Here is a 20546-nt window from a genome sequence, read left to right as displayed (position 1 = left end):
TTTAACGCGTGGTGCTTGCTAGCAACGTAAAGAGTTATATTATTTTGAACAAACTGGCCTTAGCGGGACTTGTAACCGCAAGTAAAATAATAGGTTTTCAGTTTTTCCTAGTTGCTTGCGTGAGCTTATTAATTTTAATAATTCAAAACCAAAACGCTGCATTGTCTTCGTTTGTGGGTGGTAGTTGTGGCATTTTGCCCAATATTGTTTTAGCGATGTTTTTATTTTCCAGCGCTGGGGCTTCACAACTTAAAACCACTATGAGTCGATTTTATCGAGGTTGTTCGATTAAATTGATTCTAACCAGCATAGTGCTGGCCGTTATTTTAAAATCGCAGTTGTTTTTAGTCGGTTTTGTTTTTTTTGGCTTTGCATTGGCGCTGGTCGCGCATGTATTAGCACCGATTTTTTTTCATTAACTTTATTGGGTAATAACAATGGCAGCAAATGGTGAGTCTCTGACTTCTCAGGGCTATATCCAGCACCACTTAACCAACGCCAAAGCATGTTTTACAGACCAAGGTCTGTCATTCAACTATGCTTGTAGCGACGCTGGTTTTTGGACTTGGCATATAGACACTCTAGGCTGGTCTATCTTCTTAGGCCTCATATTTATTCTAACCTTCCGCAGTGCAGCAAAAAAAGCAACAACAGGTGTACCTGGCAAATTTCAATGTGCAGTTGAGATGATTGTTGAGTTTGTTGGCAAAAGTGTTAAAGACACCTACCACGGTGATAGCAAATTAATTGCACCTTTAGCGTTAACCATCTTCGTTTGGGTATTTTTGCTTAACTTTATGGACTGGATCCCAGTTGATTGGGTTGGTACTTTGACTGCAGTGATTGCAGGTGAATCTTGGCAGATTATTGAGTCTGGCCAGTCTCACGTTTATCACAAAATTGTACCTACGACTGACTTGAACATGACCTTTGGTCTATCTATTTCTGTACTTGCGTTAATGATCTATTACGCAGTTAAAATCAAAGGTGTTGGTGGTTTCTTAAAAGAGCTTTATGCACACCCTTTTAATACACCTTGGTTATATTGGTTCAACCTAATCTTAGAAACTATCGCATTAATCGCTAAACCAGTTTCTTTGGCATTACGTTTATTCGGTAACATGTATGCGGCAGAGCTTATCTTCATCCTAATCGCGACTATTGGTTTATACCAATTACCAGTGCATTTTGTATGGGCGGCTTTCCACTTATTAGTTATCCCGTTACAAGCTTTTATCTTCATGATGCTGACAATTGTTTATCTAAGCATGATGAGTGAAAAACACTAAATTTTTAATTTAACTTTAACTTTAACTTTCAAATCTTTGGAGAAATAAAATGACATTAATCGCTGTTGCTATTTTGATTGGTCTAGGTGCATTAGGTACAGCACTTGGTTTCGGTTTATTAGGTGGTAAGTTCTTAGAAGCTTCTGCTCGTCAACCTGAATTAGCGCCTCAATTGCAAGTAAAAATGTTCATCGTAGCGGGTCTTATCGATGCGATCGCAATGATCGGTGTTGGTATCGCGTTATACATGCTATTTGTTATTGGTGTTTAAGATTACTTTAAGTAGCTATTTCTTGTTAAACATTGATAACTTACTAAGGGGGTCGTTGTGAATTTCAACGCAACTCTAATTGGCGAATCGATAGCATTTTTTGTATTTGTTGTTTTTACAATGAAATACGTTTGGCCACAGCTAAACGGTGCAATTGAAGCTCGTCAAAAGCAAATTGAAGAAGGCTTAGCAGCATCAGAACAAGCTGAAAAAGACTTAGAGTTAGCTAAAAAAGAAGCGACTAATAAGTTGAAAGAAGCTAAATCTCAAGCTGCAGCTATTATTGAGCAGGCTAAGAAACGCGAAGCTCTTATCATTGAAGAAGCGGCTGATAAAGCACGTGCTGAAAGTGACAAGATTTTAGCTCAAGGCCAAGCTGAGTTAGAAGCTGAACGCAATAGAGCTCGTGCTGAATTACGTGCACAAGTAGCTGTATTAGCGGTTACAGGTGCAGAGAAAATTATTGCACGTTCTATCGATGCTAAAGCTCAAGCGGATATCCTTGACCAATTGGTTGAGGAACTATAAGGGGTAATTATTATGTCTGAATTGACAACTGTTGCCCGACCATACGCCAAAGCAGCTTTTGATTATGCTGTTGAGCACAATGCCATTGATAACTGGCTTGCTATGTTAGTGTTTGCTGCGGAAGTTTCTAAAAATGAAACCATCAAGCAGTTAATTAAAAGTACAGCTAACAAAGAAGAAGTGACTAAAGTTTTCATCGGCGTTTGCGAAGAGCAGCTTGACCAAAATGGTCAAAACTTAATTAAACTGATGGCTGAAAATAATCGCTTGAGTTTATTGCCTGACGTGGCGACGTTATTTTCTGAACTGAAAAACGAGTATGAACAAACAGTTGAAGTGGCTGTTACATCTGCCGTTGAATTATCTGCAAAACAGCAAGATAGCTTAGTTCAATCATTAGAAAAACGTTTAGCCAAAAAAGTTAAGCTTAATTGTCGTGTAGACGAGTCCATTGTTGGGGGCTTGTTAATCAAAGCTGGTGATACAGTGATTGATAGCACGATTCGCGGAAAATTGGATCGACTAGCAACTAGCTTGCAGTCGTAGGGGAATAAGAGCATGCAACTGAATTCCACTGAAATTGCAGAACTAATCAAAAAACGTATTGAGAAGTTCGAAATCGTCAGTGAAGCTCGTAACGAAGGTACGATCGTATCTGTTACTGACGGTATCATCCGCATTCACGGCTTAGCCGACGTAATGCAAGGTGAGATGATTGAGCTTCCAGGTAGCCGTTTTGCTATCGCATTAAACTTAGAAAGAGACTCTGTTGGTGCGGTTGTAATGGGCCCATATGCAGACTTACAAGAAGGCGCTAAAGTTAAAGGTACAGGTCGTATCTTAGAAGTGCCAGTAGGTCCAGGTTTATTAGGCCGTGTGGTTAACACATTAGGTCAACCAATCGACGGTAAAGGCCCTATCGAAAATGATGGCTTTGAACCTGTAGAAAAAATTGCACCGGGTGTAATCGATCGTCAATCTGTTGATGAGCCATTACAAACTGGTTATAAAGCAATCGACTCTATGGTTCCAATCGGTCGTGGTCAGCGTGAGCTTATCATTGGTGACCGTCAGATTGGTAAATCAGCTGTTGCAATTGACGCTATTATCAACCAAAAAGATACAGGCGTTAAATGTATCTATGTTGCAATTGGTCAAAAAGCTTCAACGCTTTCAAACGTTGTACGTAAATTAGAAGAACATGGCGCATTAGCAAACACTATTATTGTTGCAGCCAATGCTTCTGAATCAGCGGCACTTCAGTACCTAGCACCTTACTCAGGTTGTACTATGGGTGAATACTTCCGTGACCGTGGCCAAGATGCATTGATTGTTTATGATGATTTATCTAAACAAGCTGTAGCTTACCGTCAAGTTTCATTATTATTACGTCGTCCACCAGGTCGTGAAGCATACCCGGGTGACGTTTTCTATCTTCACTCACGTCTACTTGAGCGTGCATCTCGTGTTAACGCAGATTACGTTGAAAAGTTCACTAAAGGTGAAGTTAAAGGTAAAACAGGTTCATTAACTGCATTACCTATTATCGAAACTCAAGCTGGTGACGTTTCTGCTTTCGTACCTACTAACGTAATTTCAATTACTGACGGTCAGATCTTCTTAGAAACTGGCATGTTCAACTCAGGTATCCGTCCGGCAATCAATGCTGGTATCTCGGTATCTCGTGTTGGTGGTGCAGCGCAAACTAAAATCATCAAAAAATTAGGCGGTGGTATTCGTCTAGCTTTAGCTCAGTATCGTGAACTTGCAGCCTTTGCTCAATTCGCTTCTGATTTAGATGACGCAACTCGTGCACAATTAGAGCACGGTCAACGCGTAACTGAATTAATGAAGCAAAAGCAATTTGCTCCATTGAGTGTTAGCTTAATGGCTGTTTCATTGTTCGCAGCGGACAAAGGTTTCTTGAATGATGTTGAATTAGACAAGATCCTTGCTTTTGAAGCCGCTCTTCATTCATATGTAAAATCTGAGCATGCAGAATTAATGGCTAAAATCGATGAGAAAGGCGACTATAACGCTGACATCGAAGCTGCATTAAAAGCTGCTTTAGAAGCATTCAAATCGACTCAAACTTGGTAATAAGTTGAGTCTACGATTAATTTAATCGGAGTGAAGAGAAATGGCCGGCGCTAAAGAGATAAAAGGTAAAATTGGCAGTGTTCAAAACACTCAAAAAATTACCAGCGCAATGGAGATGGTTGCAGCGAGTAAAATGCGTAAAGCACAAGATCGCATGGCAGCTTCTCGTCCATACGCAGAAAGTATGCGTAAGGTGATCGGTCATATCGCGCTTGCAAGTTCTGACTATAAGCATCCTTATATGGAAGAACGTGAAATCAAGCGCGTAGGTTACATTGTTGTTTCAACTGACCGTGGTCTTTGTGGCGGCTTAAACACCAATTTGTTTAAGCAAGTTATCAAAGAGTACGCTCAGTGGCGTAAAAAAGATGTGGCAGTAGACTTTGGCGTAATTGGCGCGAAAGCAACCTCATTCTTTGACAACTTTGGTGGCAATATTGTCGCTCAAGCTTCTGGCTTAGGTGACAAACCATCAGTAACCGACTTAGTAGGTTCTGTGCAGGTTATGTTAAAAGCATACGAAGAAGGTCAAATCGACCGCTTGTATGTGGTTTACAATAATTTCGTAAACACCATGACACAAACCCCTACGATCGATCAGCTTTTACCTTTGCCTAAAGGCGAGGTGAGCGAACAAAAACATAATTGGGATTACATATACGAGCCAAGTGCAGAAGCAATTCTGGAACAATTATTAACTCGTTATATTGAGTCTCAGGTATATCAGGCTGTTGTTGAAAATGTCGCGTCAGAAATGGCAGCGCGAATGGTAGCAATGAAAGCTGCAACCGATAACGCAGGCAACCTGATTAAAGAATTGCAATTAGTCTACAACAAAGCGCGTCAAGCAGCGATTACTCAAGAATTGAGTGAAATCGTCGCTGGTGCAGCGGCAGTTTAGGCAAAGGCAGCAACGATTTAGAGGAAAGATAATGAGTTCAGGTCTAGTCGTTCAAGTCATCGGCGCGGTTGTGGACATTGAGTTTCCACAAGGTTCTGTACCGCAAGTATACGATGCGTTGAAAGTAGAAGAAGGCGATATCGCTGGTCTGACGATAGAAGTTCAGCAGCAATTAGGTGGTGGTGTTGTTCGTGGCATCGCTATGGGTTCTTCAGATGGTTTACGTCGTGGTCTTAAAGTTGTGAATACTGGTGAGCCAGTATCAGTACCTGTAGGTACACAAACTTTAGGTCGTATCATGGACGTTTTAGGTAACCCAATTGATGAAGCGGGTCCTATTGGTGAAGAAGAGCGTTGGTCTATCCACCGTGAAGCACCAAGCTATGAAGAGCAAGCTAACTCAAACGATTTATTAGAAACTGGTATCAAAGTAATCGACTTAGTATGTCCATTCGCTAAAGGTGGTAAAGTTGGTTTATTCGGTGGTGCTGGTGTTGGTAAAACCGTAAACATGATGGAGCTTATCCGTAACATCGCTATCGAGCACAGTGGTTACTCTGTATTCGCTGGTGTTGGTGAGCGTACTCGTGAAGGTAATGACTTCTATCATGAAATGAACGATTCAAACGTACTTGATAAAGTTGCGTTAGTTTACGGTCAGATGAATGAGCCACCGGGCAACCGTTTACGCGTAGCGTTAACTGGTTTGACTATGGCAGAAAAATTCCGTGACGAAGGTCGTGACGTATTATTCTTCGTAGATAACATCTACCGTTATACACTTGCTGGTACTGAAGTATCTGCATTGTTAGGTCGTATGCCATCTGCGGTAGGTTACCAGCCTACTCTTGCTGAAGAAATGGGTGTTTTACAAGAGCGTATTACCTCTACTAAAACTGGTTCAATCACTTCAATTCAAGCGGTATACGTACCAGCGGATGACTTGACTGACCCGTCTCCAGCAACTACGTTCTCGCATCTTGATGCAACGGTTGTATTGTCACGTAACATCGCTTCTTTGGGTATTTACCCAGCGATCGACCCACTTGACTCAACTTCACGTCAGTTAGACCCATTAGTTGTTGGTCAAGAGCACTATGAAGTTGCTCGTGGTGTGCAAATTGTTTTACAACGTTACAAAGAATTAAAAGATATCATCGCTATCTTAGGTATGGATGAATTATCTGAAGAAGATAAGCAAATCGTTGCTCGTGCTCGTAAGATCCAACGTTTCTTATCTCAGCCTTTCTTCGTAGCTGAAGTATTTAACAGTACACCTGGTCGTTACGTACCATTAAAAGATACTATTTCTGGATTTAAGGCTATTTTGGATGGTGAATACGATCACCTACCTGAGCAAGCTTTCTACATGGTTGGCGCCATCGAAGAAGCTGTTGAAAAAGCTAAAAATCTATAAACCAGCCGGAGGTGAAGAATGGCAGCTATGACAACTCAATTAGACGTAGTCAGCGCCGAAGAGAAAATCTTCTCCGGTCTAGTTGAATCTATCCGTGTTTCGGGTATTGAGGGTGAGCTTGGCGTACAATACGGCCATGCTCCACTTATTACTCCTATTAAGCCGGGTATGATTAAACTGGTTAAGCAGTTTGGTAAAGAAGAGCTTATTTACTTATCTGGCGGTGTACTAGAAGTTCAGCCTAACGGCATTGTCGTTTTAGCTGACGTTGCGGTACGCGGTGAAGACTTAGATGAGCAAGCAGCTGTTGAAGCTCAACGCAGAGCGAAAGAGCATATCAACAATGCATCTTCTGATCTTAACTACGCTGAAGCTGCTATGGAGCTTGCAAAAGCCGTAGCCCAGATTAGAGTTATTGAAGAGCTTAAACGCCGCAAATAATTCTGCTGGAAAGTACTTTAAAAAAACCGCGTTTATCGCGGTTTTTTATTACCTAAAATTCAGTAAATTGATATCTCTTATAGTTTTAGCAACTTTGAGCTAACAGCTATTATTTGCGACTATCTGGAATTGTTGAATAAATGTTCAAGGAATTATTAGATGGTCGTAAACAATAAAAAAATTTGGCCGGTTTGCACTTTGGGTGCGTTAGTGTCTGGGCTTGTTCTGCTGTTCGCTGTTAGCACGGATATTGGCGGTGTGTTTATGACACTGGCTTTTGTATTTGCTGCACTGGCACTAAAACAAACTCAAAATTTTAGCAATTTAGCTTTCACTCTACTTATATTTGCTGCAGTTAGCGCCTCGCTTTTTTATCCACAAGCTTTTAGCCATATTGGCGAATTCAATTTAAAACAACTGATTGTCCCTTTACTTATGCTGATTATGTTTGGCATGGGGTGCTCGTTGTCGGCGAAAGATTTTGCAGCTGTACTTAAAACACCTAAAGCGGTTGGGGTGGGGCTGTTATGTCAGTTTAGTTTAATGCCAATCATAGGTTTTGTATTGGCGAGCATGACTGATTTACCACCTGAAATCGCCGCGGGTATAATACTAGTTGGCTGTTCACCAAGCGGCTTAGCATCAAATGTTATGGCGTTTATTTCAGGGGCTAACTTGGCCTTGTCGTTAACCTTAACCGCTGTCGCAACTTTACTCGCGCCGTTAGTTACGCCTGTTTTGATGAGTTTGCTGGCTGATCAGTATGTAGAAATCAATGTGGTTGGCATGTTTTTAAGCATCTTAAAAATCGTTATATTGCCAATTGTTTTGGGGGTTGTTGTGAACACTTTGTTTAAGAAGAATTTAACCCTTATCAATAAAATTATGCCTTTGGTTTCTATGGCTGGTATAGCGTTAATTATTGCCATTATTACCGCTGCTGGGCGTGATGCCTTGTTGAGCATAGGTTTAGTGCTCGTCGCTGCTGTGATTATCCACAATGTGCTGGGTTATATCTTAGGTTACCGGCTGGCTAAATTATTCGGCTTAGATGAAGCTTCCGCTCGTACGATCTCATTTGAAGTCGGTATGCAAAATTCAGGGCTTGCATCTGGCATAGCTGTGGAAATGGGTAAGGTTGCCACTATGGGGCTGGCTCCGGCCGTTTTTGGCCCCTTAATGAATATATCTGGCTCTGCCTTGGCAGCTTGGTGGCGCAAGCGTAATGAAGCAATCCGGAAGTGATTGCTTCATACGAAGATAACTAACTTCCTCTATATTCTTTAGTTAACGCTTTTAAAAACCGGCCCACGGCTGCTTCGATACGGGTTTTATCCACAGAGCTTTGGGCGCTATCACCTTGGTTTTTAAAAGTCGCTTGGATTTCTAAAAAGTAAGTACCGCCTTCTGTTGTTGGTTGGTATTCAGCTTTTAAAACTTCAACCTTATCAAACTCGGCTTCACTGGCTGTGGTTACTTTATCCTCTTCTACCATAAAGTTATTAATAACTGTACCCGAAGTTAGTTTTACGTTGCGCTGCTCGCTTATAAATTTCAATACGGCGGCAGTTGCTTCTTTACGGCAGCTAACTTGATTATCCGTCGGACAGGGATATTCAATACTTTCGATGACAGAATCCGATTTCAGTTGATTTTTATTAACCAAATAATCAATCAATTTTTGCTTGTTTGTTTTTGCGGCTTCGCTATGTTTTTTAGCTGATTCAGTTACTTTAGAGTTTAAACTGGCGTACTTTAATTCTATTTCTTTGCATTGCGCATTACGACGCTCTATCGTTTCACGCTGATCACGCAAAGAAAGTAGTTCCATTTCAGCAAATTGTTTGTCAGCGGTTGGAGCAGCGCTATAAGCAATTTTTTGTTGTTGCTCAATTTGTCTTTGCAATGTTTCGCTTCGGTCTTTTGTGCTGGCCAGTTGCGCTAAGCAAGATTGATAGTTATTTTCTAAATTTTCTTTTTGCTCTTGGGTAACTAAATGCGCTAAATGGCTCTGTTTTAAATTATCCACTAATGCCTGATAAGTCGTATCTTCGTTTGCTTGCGCAGCAAAGGTACAAATAAAAGCAACTGAGACTAGTGATAGTTTTAATAGCTTCATAATATATCCTATATGCGTTCTACTCGGTTTAGAGCTACATATTAAATTTTGTCTAATTCAGTATACAAATCTTGTCTACTGGTTACTTTTTTCACATAGTTTCGCGTTTCATCATAAGGTAAAGAACTTAATAGTTTTTGGTACACTTGATCTGGTGTCAGGCTATTAATCACAACAGCAGCTTTGCGAATGTTTCTAGATTTATCCGAATTAAAGGTTTTTGCGACATTACCGGCACCTGTATTGTATGCGGCAATCACGCAATAAAGGCGGCTTTGTGGATCTTCAATCGCTTTTAAATATCTTGAATTTAATATATGCACATAAGCTGCGCCTGTTTCTATATTCTTATCTGGTGTGAATAATTCATCTTTACTCATAGAGTCGTCTTTTTTAAACAAAAACCTATTCACATCAACACTAGCCGTACTTGGCACTATTTGCATCAAACCATAAGCGGGAATATGTGATTGAGCTTGAGGATTAAAATGACTTTCGGTGTGCATAATGGCTAGCATTAAACTTGGGTCTATATCCCAGCGTTTTGCTTGGCTTAACACAGGTTGAATAAAAGGTTGCGCTAGCTTAGATTCTCGTTGTTTGCCCAACGGAATAGTGAAGGTGGTTATCTTTTTGTTGGTTAACTCTGCTCTATTGTTGCTATTGCTGGCTATTTGTTTGGTTTTTTCTTTTAACTTAGCCAAGCGCTCGAGTTTTTCTTGCTCAATTTTTTTCTTTTCTTGTTGAATTCTACTTTCAACTTTTTCTTCCTCTGCTGCTGATAGCTCCTGATTTTTTGCCATATTCTGCACATCAACCATACGCTCAACCTGTATTTCTTGCGCTTTGGATTGTTCCTCGATCAATGCTGCTTCTTGCTTATATAGTTTGTCTGGGTTGCTAACAACAGTAAGTGGCTTTTCGTCTTTTTTTGCTGATTGTGTTAGTTGTTCTATTGATTTGCCTTTGACCAATTCGCGCAGTGATGACGACGTATTGTTCACGTTTGGTTCTTTTTCTTCTGCCTGAACAGACTGACTTGTCCATTGATTAAACTTAACTTGAGGGCGTTTAATTTTATCTTGCGAATTTGTTTGACTATCATCCTTGTTGTTCAAAGCTGCAGATACAAATTTCTCTAAATCTTTGCTCGATACTTTTTCTGAAGCGTCATGTAATACACTGATACGTATTTCATTTTTTTCGTAATCAAGTACAGTTTTTGATTGATTGTCGTCGCTGTATTCTACTTGTTTAGATTCAGTCGATATTTCAGACTCTCCCCAATTAGATATTAAGTTGTCTCTAATATCATCTAAACGTTGGAAATGTTCTTCGCGGAATTGTTGATATTCGGCCAAATAATCGTCTTTCCAGCGCTGAAACTCTTCCATCTCTTTTGCGCTGCCTTGTTCCCTGAATTGCTTAAACTCAGACTCGAGTTCGGCAAAAGGATCATCCATTGCATGAGAATAGCTGGGCAGCGTAGAGCATAGTATAGCGGTAAAGATAACTGAGCGTTTCATATCAACAAATCCTTATCTCAATGTAAGTTTTAGCTTTTTGTATAAAGCTGGTATTCGTAACGAGTTAGCAGCGATTCTGCAACTACGTCTGGTTCGGTTTCTGAAATAGAGTAGAAATTAGGAAAAATCATTTTTCTCGCTTTTTGCAATTCTTCAGCTATTTCTTGATCTGATTCAGAGAAAGTCATTTTATGTTCAAGCTGTTTTATTTGTTGAGCTACTTGGGTATTTAATGCTTGAGCATCTGCGAACTGTTCTGGCGTCGCACCATATTCAACGTAACCTAACAGTAAATTTAAGAACATTTGTTGTTTACCCAGTTCTTTGTGTTCTAAATAATAAATTAGGTTATTTGTATCAAAAAAGTAGTGATTAAAATGACTGTTAGCGCTATACAAGTTTTCAGTCTTAAATTGGCCAACAAATGGGATGTTAGGTAAAAAATCGTCTTGTTTGGTTAATAATCCATAACCGACAATACGCCCATCATTTATCAGCAAAGTCAGATCAAACTTGTTTTTGACATAATAAAAAAATTGTACATCCGGTTTGATTTTCGAGCGCTTTATAACTTGTGGTTCACCTATGCTAGCGCTGACGTAATCAAAACTGTTGCCCACATTTATATTGTCAATTAATTCATACTCAAGTTCATGGGTAAAGTTAGCCATGGTTGCTGTGTATAAATTTGACACGACTTCTGTTGTATCATTCCACTGACCTGCAGAAATCATTAAGGCAGCGATAGTTACAACTAACGCCTGCACTTTTCGCCAAAATGAAAGGGGTGGTTCTTGATGCTCTTCTTCTTGAATGTCTGGGGTAGGCGTCATTATCCGAATTCCAATAGTAATAAGAGGAAAGCTGTACTTTCCTCTTATATCATTAACTCTATTTTCTGATTAACTTTGTTTTTTAAGCTCGTTATCCAAAGCTTGCTCTGCTTTAAAAGCTTTAAATTCTTGGTATAAGAATTTTTCATCTTGTGGATTAACTTTGCGACCAGATTGTTCAATGATTGCATCAAATAATTCTTTGGTCACTTGCGGGCTTAACGCTACTAATACACAAAGGCTTTTTGCACCATCTATCGTTGCCATTGCTGTTTTAATGACACGAGAGCCGTTTAGCTTTTGCTCCGTTAACTGTTTAGATACAGAGCTAAAAGTACTACCCACAGCAGATTCACCTTCTGCATCTGTTCTGCTTGAATAAGTTTTATCCAAACCTTGAACATTTGTACTAATTTGTTGAGCCAATGCTAAGCGGCCGTTTGCTGTAGCTTGTTGTTTATCTATTTGAATATTGCCTGAATAGTTTACACAAACAGGTGCTGCAATACCGTCTTCAAACACTGGATTTAAATACCAATCTGGCAAATCATCTAGCGGTGTTGATGCTTTTTGAGTTGATCCACAAGCGGTTAATACACTAGCAACGCCAGCTGCAATAAGTAGAGATTTAAGTTTCATGTCCTATTCCTTCATAAGTTTTGTTCAATTAGCCAAGTGTAAATAATCAATTTGTCCTTTTCTTCAACTACACGTATATCCTTCAGTTGTGCTGTTACTACAGTTGAGGTTGATTGCCTTGTTTTAGACAATGAATATATACCTTTTTCAATATGCAGGTCGAATTCACTATCTATGGATATTTGCTTTATTTTTGCAAGTTCAAGCAAACCATTTTTTATTGACGATTGTATAGCGCGGCTCAATCGACCATCGGCTGACCACCCAGAGAAAATACCCACAGTGCCAGATATTTCACCTAAATTTGGTTGCATTAGCCATTCTTCAAAATCTTTATTTATATTATCTGACTCACCACTGTGTGTATAGCGAGCAAATAGGTAATTGCTGCTGCGACACACGTGCGTATTTAATAACTTTGAACCTTGTCCCAATTTATCTACAGAGTTGTTCGTATTAGTCAACCTAAACGACGACAACTTGCCATGTGATTGGACAACTCGTTCATCTGACTCGACATTTGATGCCTGTAAATATTGGATAATCTCGAAAGCATTTTTTTGTGCGTGTTCTAATTGTTTTGAACTATCTATCGTCAATTGGCTCGCGCCCCACACTGTATTTTGTTTATCTTTGCATAACCAACTAGGTTGGCATGTAGACAGATCACAGTATGAGATAAGGCATTGACTGGCCATATAATCTTGATTCTGTTGCTTGTTTGTTGTGTTAACTTGCACGACATAACTGTAGTAGCCATTATTGTCACGATAACCTTCGGAAAACATGATAGTGCGGCCATTGCTTAACATTTTTGTTTCGGCTAATAAATCCTTTAGGTCTTCTTTTTGTAGTTGCCATTCGTAATGATCTGCTAGTTGCTGTAAAGCTTTTTTCCTACTAGATAGCTTGGGGGCATTTTTTGAAATACCAAAAGGTCGAGCCACGCCAATAAAGCCCTCTACTTGCTGGGTTACAGGTTGATTAAACCAGCAAGGCACTAAATTTTCGGGCTTTTTGGCAGCACTTGCGCTCACAAATGTTATGGGAGCAAATACTACAAATAGCAATGCTTGCCAGCGCATAAATCAACCTTGGCCACTTACAAATGGCAAAGCACCTTGCTCGCGAATCATTTTGTCATATGCCTTTATCTGCTGTACAGCATCGTCAAACCCTTGTGATGAACTGGCTTTAGTTTTAACTACATGACTAGAAATGACATTACCATTGGCGCTTTTTACTTTAAAAATGGTTGCACGCTCTACGAAGGTTAAATTCTTAAGTGATGCATCTGAGGTTTTAATGCTGCGCTCTTTTGCATCTGTTGATACCTCAATTATGACGTTGGCGTTTTGTTGACCTAATTTAAAGTTATCTTGGCTGAGATATTTTTTGAGCAATTCAACCAAAGATTTGGAGTTTGCATCATATTTGAAGCCGATAACCGCATTTTCACTCGCTTGAGCAAAATCATTTTGATAGTTAGTGTATTGGTTATAGTAAGCAGTATCGTCCACATCAGGGTTTATCGCTTTCACTATGACCAGTTTTTCTTTTGCTTTGTCTATAAGTGCAGATATCTGGTTTGCCACTTTTAGTTTGTAAAAAATTTCAGCTGTTAAAGCGCGTTCAGCTTCCCTACTTATTTTGCTGTTTAATTCATTAAATTGACGAAACTGATTGTCGTATAGAGCTTGGCGGTCAACCTTTATCAATACTTGAATATCACCATTAGCTGTTGTTGATTTTTTCACTACTTGAACTTGTGTAAAATCAATTTGTTTTGAGGTTGCACTCACTTTGCTTTCAATACTACCTGTGACGATAGATTGGTCGTTTTGGAATGATTTAGTTTGTTGATCCGTCAATTGTGCACGAATAGATACAGAAATTCTGTTGGCTACTTCACCTAAAGCTCGGTTTTTAGCAACTTCTTCAGAATAGCCCTGTGCGACTGCATAATAATATTGATAGCTGTCCATTGGAGCTACCAACAAATCGTTAGCGTTTTTGCTGACAGAGTTGTTTGTGCCGCCTTGGTTGCTGGTTGAAGAGCAAGCACACAGGAAACATGTCAAGAATATTAGTCCAGTGAGTGTGCGAAAATTGTAGTTCATTGTAGTTTCCTGAGATTTTGTTTATTGCGTAATGTTTAGGCCCCCCTTAGTTAGGTTGGCCTAAACACAATTTTGTTAAGAGTTGTTAGCTAAGTTTTGTTCTGCTACTTCTTGCTCTTTTCTAGCTTTATCAGCTTCCAAGATAACCTCAGCTATATCTTGGTATTTACCTGCCATATTCGCTTGTACTATCGCGTAATAAGCGCCAAATCCGATAGCTGGTATGGTATATAATGCATTGCTGCTTAAGCGTTTCACTCTTTCATCAAATAAGGTTTGTTTTTCAACCGGTGCTCGCAGTTTACCCGCTGCTAAAGTTTCAAGCTCCGCAGGCAAATTAGCTAAACAACCTTTGTTGATAATGTTTAACAATGCTACAGAGAATGCTGCACCGGCATCTCTTGAGTTACGGCGAATGGTAGAAGATACCGAGTGAATGTTTTTCGCTAGTTCAATTTGCTCTTCATTTAAGCGAATGTCTGACTTAAGTACTTCTAGTGCTGCGTCAAGTTGCTCCAGATAAATTCTTTCTTTCTCGTCTGCAATTGTTTTAAGATCGCTGGCTCTCACTTCCATAGCTTCTTTTTCACTGGTTGCTTGAGCAATTGCGCCTTCAGATAAATCTTGGCCAGAAGCGTCTTTTTTACTTTCAATTGTACTTTCAATTGTACCTATTAAGCCTTTGATGCTGGCTACTTCAGCCACAGCTTTGTCAAGCTCCGCTTTGTGGGTTTGTAAATCTTTTTGAAAATTAATTGGCATTAGTGAGATTACAGCGTAAGAAATGTTTGGGTAAGATTTTCCTTTAACCGCTTTAACTCGTTTTAGTTTGCCATCAGTAAATTTAGATAGGTTAGATAAATCGTCACCTATAGTCCCAACGTCTGGCCAATTTATATGATTGTCTCCATATAAAGACATCACGCTCTTATAGGCTAAAAATGTGACTTCGGTGACTGGAGGCGTTGCCATAGCTAAGCCGCCAAATCTGTCTTCCTGAATCACTACTGTATATGGTTGCGTCGAAACATAAGGATCATCGTTTAAAAATGTATTGATGAGTTTTTTATCTTTTTCCGTAATCTCTGTTTCTATTTGCTTTGGCCACTCAGAATCTGAAGCAATTGGCATATTCTCAATGCTCGAATTAACTTTTACCAATGCCATACCCGAGGTAACACGATTAACGTTACGTTCGAGAGTTGGTACTTCCGCTTGACTCAGCCCAGCGTCTAACAAAGACGCACAACCAGAGGTCAAACTGACAATGGTTGCCAAAGAAATTATTTTGATTTTTTTTACATAACCGTTCATTTTATATCTCCATTACCTTCTACTGTTTAGATTCTTTCCATTGACTTATGTCTTAACTCATTGAGTTAACCACCAAACATATCTGCCAATTCAGTGCTAAGTTTTTCGTTTTGCTGTTTTTGCTCTTCAGTTAATTTAAATAGTTTAAAAAACTGATCAAACTTAGCTTTAGTTTTTACAATAAGCTCATCGGCTGAGCCACCTAAGCGCATTGCCCTAATATAATTTTCTTGTGCTTTTATAAAATCATTTATGCTTTTGGTTTTACTGCCTTTTGCTTCATACAGTACAGCTAAACAATAATAAAAGTCGGCGTTGGCTTTACCTTGATAGGCTTCCATATCTGTTATTGCAGATTCAAAATTACCTTGTTTAGCATAAGTTAAAACATACTCTACTTCTTTTGGCAGCCCTTTGAATTCACGTAATTGATATGACTTGAGTGGCGTTATATCAGAGGTGAATTTTTCAGTAACCTCTTTAACTAAATCAAATAATATTGCACTTTTGCTTGGCAGTTGGCTGGAGTTTGGTGAATAGCGGGCAGTCTCGGCTTTATATGTTTTAGCTAGATATGTTGTCATGCCACGTTTTAACGCATATGAAACTTGTAAGTTGGCATTTATATCGTTAGTAGTTTGATTAAAATCAAAAGATACCACTTGCATCGATAGCTTAACGTAAGCATCGTTATAGATAGGATATATATTGATGAAATTGGTTTCAGTTAAGCTTTGTTGAATTGAATTTATCAGTAGCGGGGAAAGGCTAGTTTCTATTTCGGAACCATAAACTTCAGGGTCAATAGCAAGCGATAAATATGTGCCTTCTTTACTTTCTCCACCACTGGTTATTTCGGAAATTTTTTGGTATTCCTTTGGTGCTGAATATGAAGGAATGACAATTTTTTTTGTCGCTGCGCAGCCTGCTAGAATTATCACTAATCCAAAACTTATTGTGAGATTAACAACCTTCACGTCCTTACTCCTTGTTTATGTTATTTTTTAATAGTCATAAAATATATTTATCTATTTTAATCAATACTAAAACAAAACATACATAAGTCAAAGTATAAAAATATGAACATTTTTTAGACTATGTTGAGTTTATGCTTGATGGGTAATTTATCAGTATGTTTATTGACATATTTATCGGTCTTTCACACCAATTTTGCTGTAACTTCGTCTTCACATCGTCATTTAGCTTGGTTATCCTAAGCGGCAATAAAAATATTAGATTAATTATTAAAAGGACGTGAGCATGTCTCAACCAATTACCAGTGTTATTTTAGCCGCGGGCAAAGGCACTCGCATGAAATCATCCTTGCCAAAAGTGCTGCATAAAGTAGGTGCTAAAGCTATGGTTGAACATGTAATAGATGCGAGCCGTTCCATTAATAGCGGAAAAGTTATTTTGATCTATGGTCACGGTGGTGAAAAACTGCAACAGCAAATTGCTGAACCATCACTTATTTGGGTTGAGCAAGCAGAACAATTGGGTACAGGCCATGCCGTGCAACAAGTAGTGCCGCATGTAGCGGATGACGAGCAAGTTTTAATTTTGTACGGTGATGTGCCGCTTATTACCACTGAAACTTTAAATGCTTTGATGGCAGCAGCTCCGGCCAAAGGTATTGGTTTATTAACGGTTAATTTACCTAACCCAACAGGTTATGGCCGCATTATTCGTGATGGCGAAAACAATGTGGTTGCTATTGTTGAACAAAAAGATGCATCTGATGAGCAAAAACAAATCAACGAAGTTAATACAGGTATTTTAACGGCACCTGCTGGTTTATTAAAAACTTGGCTATCGCAGCTCAGCAATGACAACGCCCAAGGTGAATATTATTTAACTGACGTAATTGCTATGTGTGCAGAGCAAGGTTATCCAATTGCAACTGCGCAACCTGCAGAGAGTTATGAAGTTGAAGGTGTGAATAACCGTTTGCAGCAAGCTGCATTAGAGCGTATTTATCAACAGAAACAAGTTGAAGCTTTAATGGTTGAAGGTGTTACTTTCCGCGATCCGGCCCGTGTTGATGTGCGTGGCAGTGTAACTGTTGGCCAAGACGTGGCTGTGGACATAAATGTTATTTTTGAAGGCGAAGTGACTTTGGGTCACGGTGTGCAAATTGAAGCGAATTGTATTTTGCGCAATTGTTCAATTGGTGATGGCACCTTAATTAAAGCCAATACAATTGTTGAAGATGCTAGGGTTGCTAACGACTGTTTTATCGGTCCATTTGCGCGTATTCGTCCTGGCTCAGAGTTTTCTGAAGGCGTGCATATTGGTAATTTTGTTGAAACTAAAAACACTAAAATTGCCAAAGGTTCGAAAGCTAATCATTTAACTTATTTAGGTGATTCTGATATTGGCTCTGGGGTAAACGTAGGCGCGGGCACTATCACTTGTAATTACGATGGTGCGAATAAATTCCGCACCACTATTGAAGACGGAGTGTTTGTTGGTTCAAATTCATCTTTGGTTGCGCCAATCACTATTGCTAAAGGCACAACCATAGGTGCAGGTTCAACTGTGACCAAAAGTTCACAAGCTGATGAGTTAGTAATAGCACGTGCCAAGCAACGCCATATCAGTGGTTGGGAACGACCAGTTAAAAATAAAAAATAAGCTAGTCAGTTAACCCTCTAACTGCGGTAAATATGTCTGCAAACGACGGCGCTTTTTGAATTGAAATATTCAACCTGAGTTTGCGGGCAATATCACTTGCCGAGATTAATCCTCGAATATGATTGTTTTGTTGGTCAACAACTAAACAATGTTGCACACCATTTTTTTGTAAAGTATTAACTACATCACCAATGCTTGATTTTATTATGTCTGAATAGTCGAGTGCTCGTAAGCTGTCGCGCGGCCGCATTAAATCGGCAACTAATACTTCATGTTGCTGAAATCCATTGACGACCATACTGACGACGCTTTGTTTACAAATATCGTCATAACTAATTAAGCCTATCAACTCTTTGTTTTGGTCAACCACAAGTTTCATTTTTACATGGGTGCGGATCATCTCTTGCTCAGCTTCTAAAGCTGAAGTTTGGCTATCTATCATCAAAGGTTTGTGCTTTTTAAAGTCGGTAAATATTGCGATAGCGGCTGACCGCAGGTTAGTTTCTTCAAACTCTTCTGGTTGAACTAAGTGATCTTGCTTTTCGACCGAGTGTAGCGATAAATTTTTCATAGTTATCCCCAACTATTTTTTACCTTGTCCATCAATAAATGTAGTCGTCTTTTCAGCTTTTATGACCCATAGTCGCAAAATTATTTTAGTTAATTGAAATTTATTGGCTAAATATGCGGTTATAGTTTTATATATTGCATAATTTATTGTTTAGGGGATTTTAAGGTGAATTTAAAAAAATTCGTTCCAGTTATCTTGTTGGCGTTTTTGGCGGGCTGCTCGGTTGCGGCTATCGAAGATAGGTATTTAACTAAAGATACATATACAACAGTTGAAACTTTTACACTGAATACGGGTGATAATATTCCGTCTGTTGCATTAAAAGATGGGCAGGGGGAGTTGTTTAATTTACGCAACTTAGCCAATCAGCAAAACTTATTGCTTGTTATATATCGTGGTGAGTGGTGTCCGTTTTGTGTTGACCAGTTAGAATCGTTTGAAGCTGTCTTACCTGAACTCAAAAATCATAATACACGCTTAGTCGCAATCAGCCCTGATGATGAAGCGACAACCAAAAATACCCAGAAGCAGTTTGGCCAAGGTTATTTGTTTTTAACAGATCCTGAGCTTAAATTTGTTGATAGTTTAGGATTGAAAAAAGATGCAACCACGCCACATCCGGCAACTATTTTGGTTAAAAAAGGTGGTGAAGTGGTATGGTTTTATGTGGATAAAGACTTTAAAACTCGTCCAACAGGTGAACAAATTCGCACTGTGTTGCAGAAATTTTTGTAACACTTTTGCCGTTTACCTTGCATTTCGCAATAGATAACTCAAAAGCACCAGAGCAATAACTTAGAGCATAATTTCTTTTTCATGAATGAAAAAGTAAAGCGTACAGGGATTGTATTCACCGTGGTTTTGCGAAAGTTATGTTCTGGTACTTTTGTTTGTATAGCACCATATGTGTAGCGATATTTACAACAAGATATCAACAGTCTTGGCTGTTTATGCCGACGAATTATTACCCTAAACAAAAGCCCCCATCAACACGTATTGCCGCATTCCGCATACCGCTAGATGCATTTGATGCTAAATAATCAATGGCGGCAATCATATCTTCTGGCTGTAAAATTCTGCCCATGGGGGTGCCTGCCATGTTGTTGGATAACTCGCCAATTTGTTCGTCTGACATACCAGCTTTGGCTTGAATTTCGGTTAAAGTGACGCCTGGGCGTAAATGATTTATCCGTATGCCTTGTGCGGCTAATTCTAAGTTAATCGAGCCTGTTAAACCTTCAAACGCTGCTTTACTTGCGGAATACACTGAAGCAGTCGGCCAAGCTTTTTCCACTGCTACGCTAGATACATAAACTACGCTGCACGGGTTAGCCAATACAGGGATAAAACTTTGCAACATAATCGCTGGACCAAAAAAGTTAATTGCCATGGTTTGTTGCATCATCTGTTGGCTATTGTCAGCAAACATGGCTGGGTAAAATACCCCTGCGTTTAAAATTAAACTATCAATTTTAATTTGTTGGTTGGCTAAATGTGCGGCTAAAGAGCTAATTTGATCATAATCTGCATTGTCGCAGATAAACCCTGTTACTTGGCTTTTACCTGCTAATTCAATTAATTGTTGCTCTGTCTGTTTTACTTTTGCTTCATCCCTACCTGTGAATAAAACATTTTTGCCTTGGTCAACAAAATGTTTTGCGCTTGCTAAACCAATACCTGAAGTTGCGCCTGTAATAAAAACGGTTTGTGTATTCATAGCTATTTCCTTTTTGTGAATAAATTTAATCTGTTGGTTATTTACACAACAGAGTTTATTGGTTTTAATTGTTTCTGATTAGATGGTTATGGATGAATACTTTGTTTCTCATTCGGAACGAATGTA

Annotated in this window: 22 protein-coding genes; 12 read left to right on the top strand and 10 right to left on the bottom strand. The window is 39.2% G+C overall.

All coding sequences use genetic code 11. The annotated features are described in order from the left end of the window. Positions 1–8: 8 nt before the first annotated feature. The 10 genes from ACMZOO_RS09335 to ACMZOO_RS09290 all read left to right on the top strand — a co-directional run bounded on the left by ACMZOO_RS09335 (position 9) and on the right by ACMZOO_RS09290 (position 8192). Positions 9–419, top strand: a complete 411-nt coding sequence (locus ACMZOO_RS09335; protein WP_016954712.1) for an ATP synthase subunit I — start codon at positions 9–11, stop codon at positions 417–419. An 18-nt stretch (positions 420–437) separates the two neighbouring features. Beyond that, positions 438–1289 carry a F0F1 ATP synthase subunit A gene (gene atpB, locus ACMZOO_RS09330; protein WP_016954711.1) on the top strand — a complete coding sequence of 284 codons (852 nt, stop codon included), beginning with the start codon at positions 438–440 and terminating at the stop codon, positions 1287–1289. A 49-nt stretch (positions 1290–1338) separates the two neighbouring features. Then, positions 1339–1560, top strand: coding sequence for a F0F1 ATP synthase subunit C (gene atpE / locus ACMZOO_RS09325; RefSeq protein ID WP_016954710.1), 222 nt, complete (start codon positions 1339–1341; stop codon positions 1558–1560). 57 nt (positions 1561–1617) lie between these two features. Further along, the gene (atpF, locus tag ACMZOO_RS09320; protein ID WP_016954709.1) at positions 1618–2088 is read left to right on the top strand and encodes a F0F1 ATP synthase subunit B; all 471 of its coding nucleotides are present in this window, start codon (positions 1618–1620) and stop codon (positions 2086–2088) included. A 12-nt stretch (positions 2089–2100) separates the two neighbouring features. Beyond that, the gene (atpH, locus tag ACMZOO_RS09315; RefSeq protein ID WP_016954708.1) at positions 2101–2634 is read left to right on the top strand and encodes a F0F1 ATP synthase subunit delta; all 534 of its coding nucleotides are present in this window, start codon (positions 2101–2103) and stop codon (positions 2632–2634) included. Positions 2635–2646: 12 nt separating this feature from the next. Further along, a complete protein-coding gene (gene atpA, locus ACMZOO_RS09310; protein ID WP_440903101.1) occupies positions 2647–4188 on the top strand; it encodes a F0F1 ATP synthase subunit alpha in 1542 nt (513 codons plus the stop codon). Positions 4189–4228: 40 nt separating this feature from the next. Further along, positions 4229–5089: a F0F1 ATP synthase subunit gamma gene (gene atpG / locus ACMZOO_RS09305; RefSeq protein WP_016954706.1), complete on the top strand. Its 861-nt coding sequence runs from the start codon at positions 4229–4231 to the stop codon at positions 5087–5089. Positions 5090–5120: 31 nt separating this feature from the next. Continuing rightward, a complete protein-coding gene (gene atpD / locus ACMZOO_RS09300) occupies positions 5121–6506 on the top strand; it encodes a F0F1 ATP synthase subunit beta (protein WP_440903100.1) in 1386 nt (461 codons plus the stop codon). Between the two features lie 18 nt (positions 6507–6524). After that, positions 6525–6947, top strand: coding sequence for a F0F1 ATP synthase subunit epsilon (locus tag ACMZOO_RS09295; protein ID WP_440903099.1), 423 nt, complete (start codon positions 6525–6527; stop codon positions 6945–6947). A gap of 159 nt (positions 6948–7106) precedes the next feature. Then, positions 7107–8192, top strand: a complete 1086-nt coding sequence (locus tag ACMZOO_RS09290) for a bile acid:sodium symporter family protein (protein ID WP_440903098.1) — start codon at positions 7107–7109, stop codon at positions 8190–8192. Positions 8193–8211: 19 nt separating this feature from the next. On the opposite strand, the gene ACMZOO_RS09285 is transcribed toward ACMZOO_RS09290, so the two are convergent. From ACMZOO_RS09285 to ACMZOO_RS09250, 8 genes are all read right to left on the bottom strand, one after another. Then, a complete protein-coding gene (locus ACMZOO_RS09285; RefSeq protein ID WP_440903097.1) occupies positions 8212–9066 on the bottom strand; it encodes a hypothetical protein in 855 nt (284 codons plus the stop codon). Between the two features lie 41 nt (positions 9067–9107). After that, a complete protein-coding gene (locus tag ACMZOO_RS09280; RefSeq protein WP_440903096.1) occupies positions 9108–10592 on the bottom strand; it encodes a transglycosylase SLT domain-containing protein in 1485 nt (494 codons plus the stop codon). 29 nt (positions 10593–10621) lie between these two features. Further along, positions 10622–11425 carry an ETEC_3214 domain-containing protein gene (locus ACMZOO_RS09275; protein ID WP_440903095.1) on the bottom strand — a complete coding sequence of 268 codons (804 nt, stop codon included), beginning with the start codon at positions 11423–11425 and terminating at the stop codon, positions 10622–10624. Between the two features lie 69 nt (positions 11426–11494). Beyond that, a complete protein-coding gene (locus tag ACMZOO_RS09270; protein ID WP_440903094.1) occupies positions 11495–12064 on the bottom strand; it encodes an LPP20 family lipoprotein in 570 nt (189 codons plus the stop codon). Positions 12065–12075: 11 nt separating this feature from the next. After that, complete coding sequence (locus tag ACMZOO_RS09265; RefSeq protein ID WP_440903093.1) at positions 12076–13149, bottom strand: hypothetical protein; 1074 nt, start codon at positions 13147–13149, stop codon at positions 12076–12078. Between the two features lie 3 nt (positions 13150–13152). Beyond that, positions 13153–14049 carry a hypothetical protein gene (locus tag ACMZOO_RS09260; protein WP_440903092.1) on the bottom strand — a complete coding sequence of 299 codons (897 nt, stop codon included), beginning with the start codon at positions 14047–14049 and terminating at the stop codon, positions 13153–13155. A gap of 210 nt (positions 14050–14259) precedes the next feature. Further along, positions 14260–15498 (bottom strand): hypothetical protein, encoded by a 1239-nt coding sequence (locus ACMZOO_RS09255; protein ID WP_440903091.1) that lies wholly within the window; start codon positions 15496–15498, stop codon positions 14260–14262. A gap of 65 nt (positions 15499–15563) precedes the next feature. Beyond that, positions 15564–16475 carry a hypothetical protein gene (locus tag ACMZOO_RS09250; protein WP_440903090.1) on the bottom strand — a complete coding sequence of 304 codons (912 nt, stop codon included), beginning with the start codon at positions 16473–16475 and terminating at the stop codon, positions 15564–15566. A gap of 283 nt (positions 16476–16758) precedes the next feature. On the opposite strand from ACMZOO_RS09250, the gene glmU reads away from it, so the two are divergent. Then, positions 16759–18132: a bifunctional UDP-N-acetylglucosamine diphosphorylase/glucosamine-1-phosphate N-acetyltransferase GlmU gene (gene glmU, locus ACMZOO_RS09245; protein WP_440903089.1), complete on the top strand. Its 1374-nt coding sequence runs from the start codon at positions 16759–16761 to the stop codon at positions 18130–18132. Position 18133: 1 nt separating this feature from the next. Here the strand turns inward: glmU and ACMZOO_RS09240 are convergent, their stop codons facing one another. Continuing rightward, positions 18134–18703 (bottom strand): CBS domain-containing protein, encoded by a 570-nt coding sequence (locus ACMZOO_RS09240; RefSeq protein WP_440903088.1) that lies wholly within the window; start codon positions 18701–18703, stop codon positions 18134–18136. Positions 18704–18868: 165 nt separating this feature from the next. On the opposite strand from ACMZOO_RS09240, the gene ACMZOO_RS09235 reads away from it, so the two are divergent. After that, positions 18869–19438: a peroxiredoxin-like family protein gene (locus ACMZOO_RS09235; protein ID WP_440903087.1), complete on the top strand. Its 570-nt coding sequence runs from the start codon at positions 18869–18871 to the stop codon at positions 19436–19438. A gap of 229 nt (positions 19439–19667) precedes the next feature. Here ACMZOO_RS09235 and ACMZOO_RS09230 read toward each other — a convergent pair whose 3' ends face one another. Continuing rightward, positions 19668–20420, bottom strand: a complete 753-nt coding sequence (locus tag ACMZOO_RS09230) for an SDR family NAD(P)-dependent oxidoreductase (protein ID WP_440903086.1) — start codon at positions 20418–20420, stop codon at positions 19668–19670. Positions 20421–20546: the final 126 nt, after the last annotated feature.

Origin of the sequence: Catenovulum sp. SX2 (genome assembly GCF_052056295.1) — a bacterium.
Taxonomy (GTDB): Bacteria; Pseudomonadota; Gammaproteobacteria; order Enterobacterales; family Alteromonadaceae; genus Catenovulum.
This window is presented reverse-complemented; position numbering and strand designations above follow the sequence as displayed.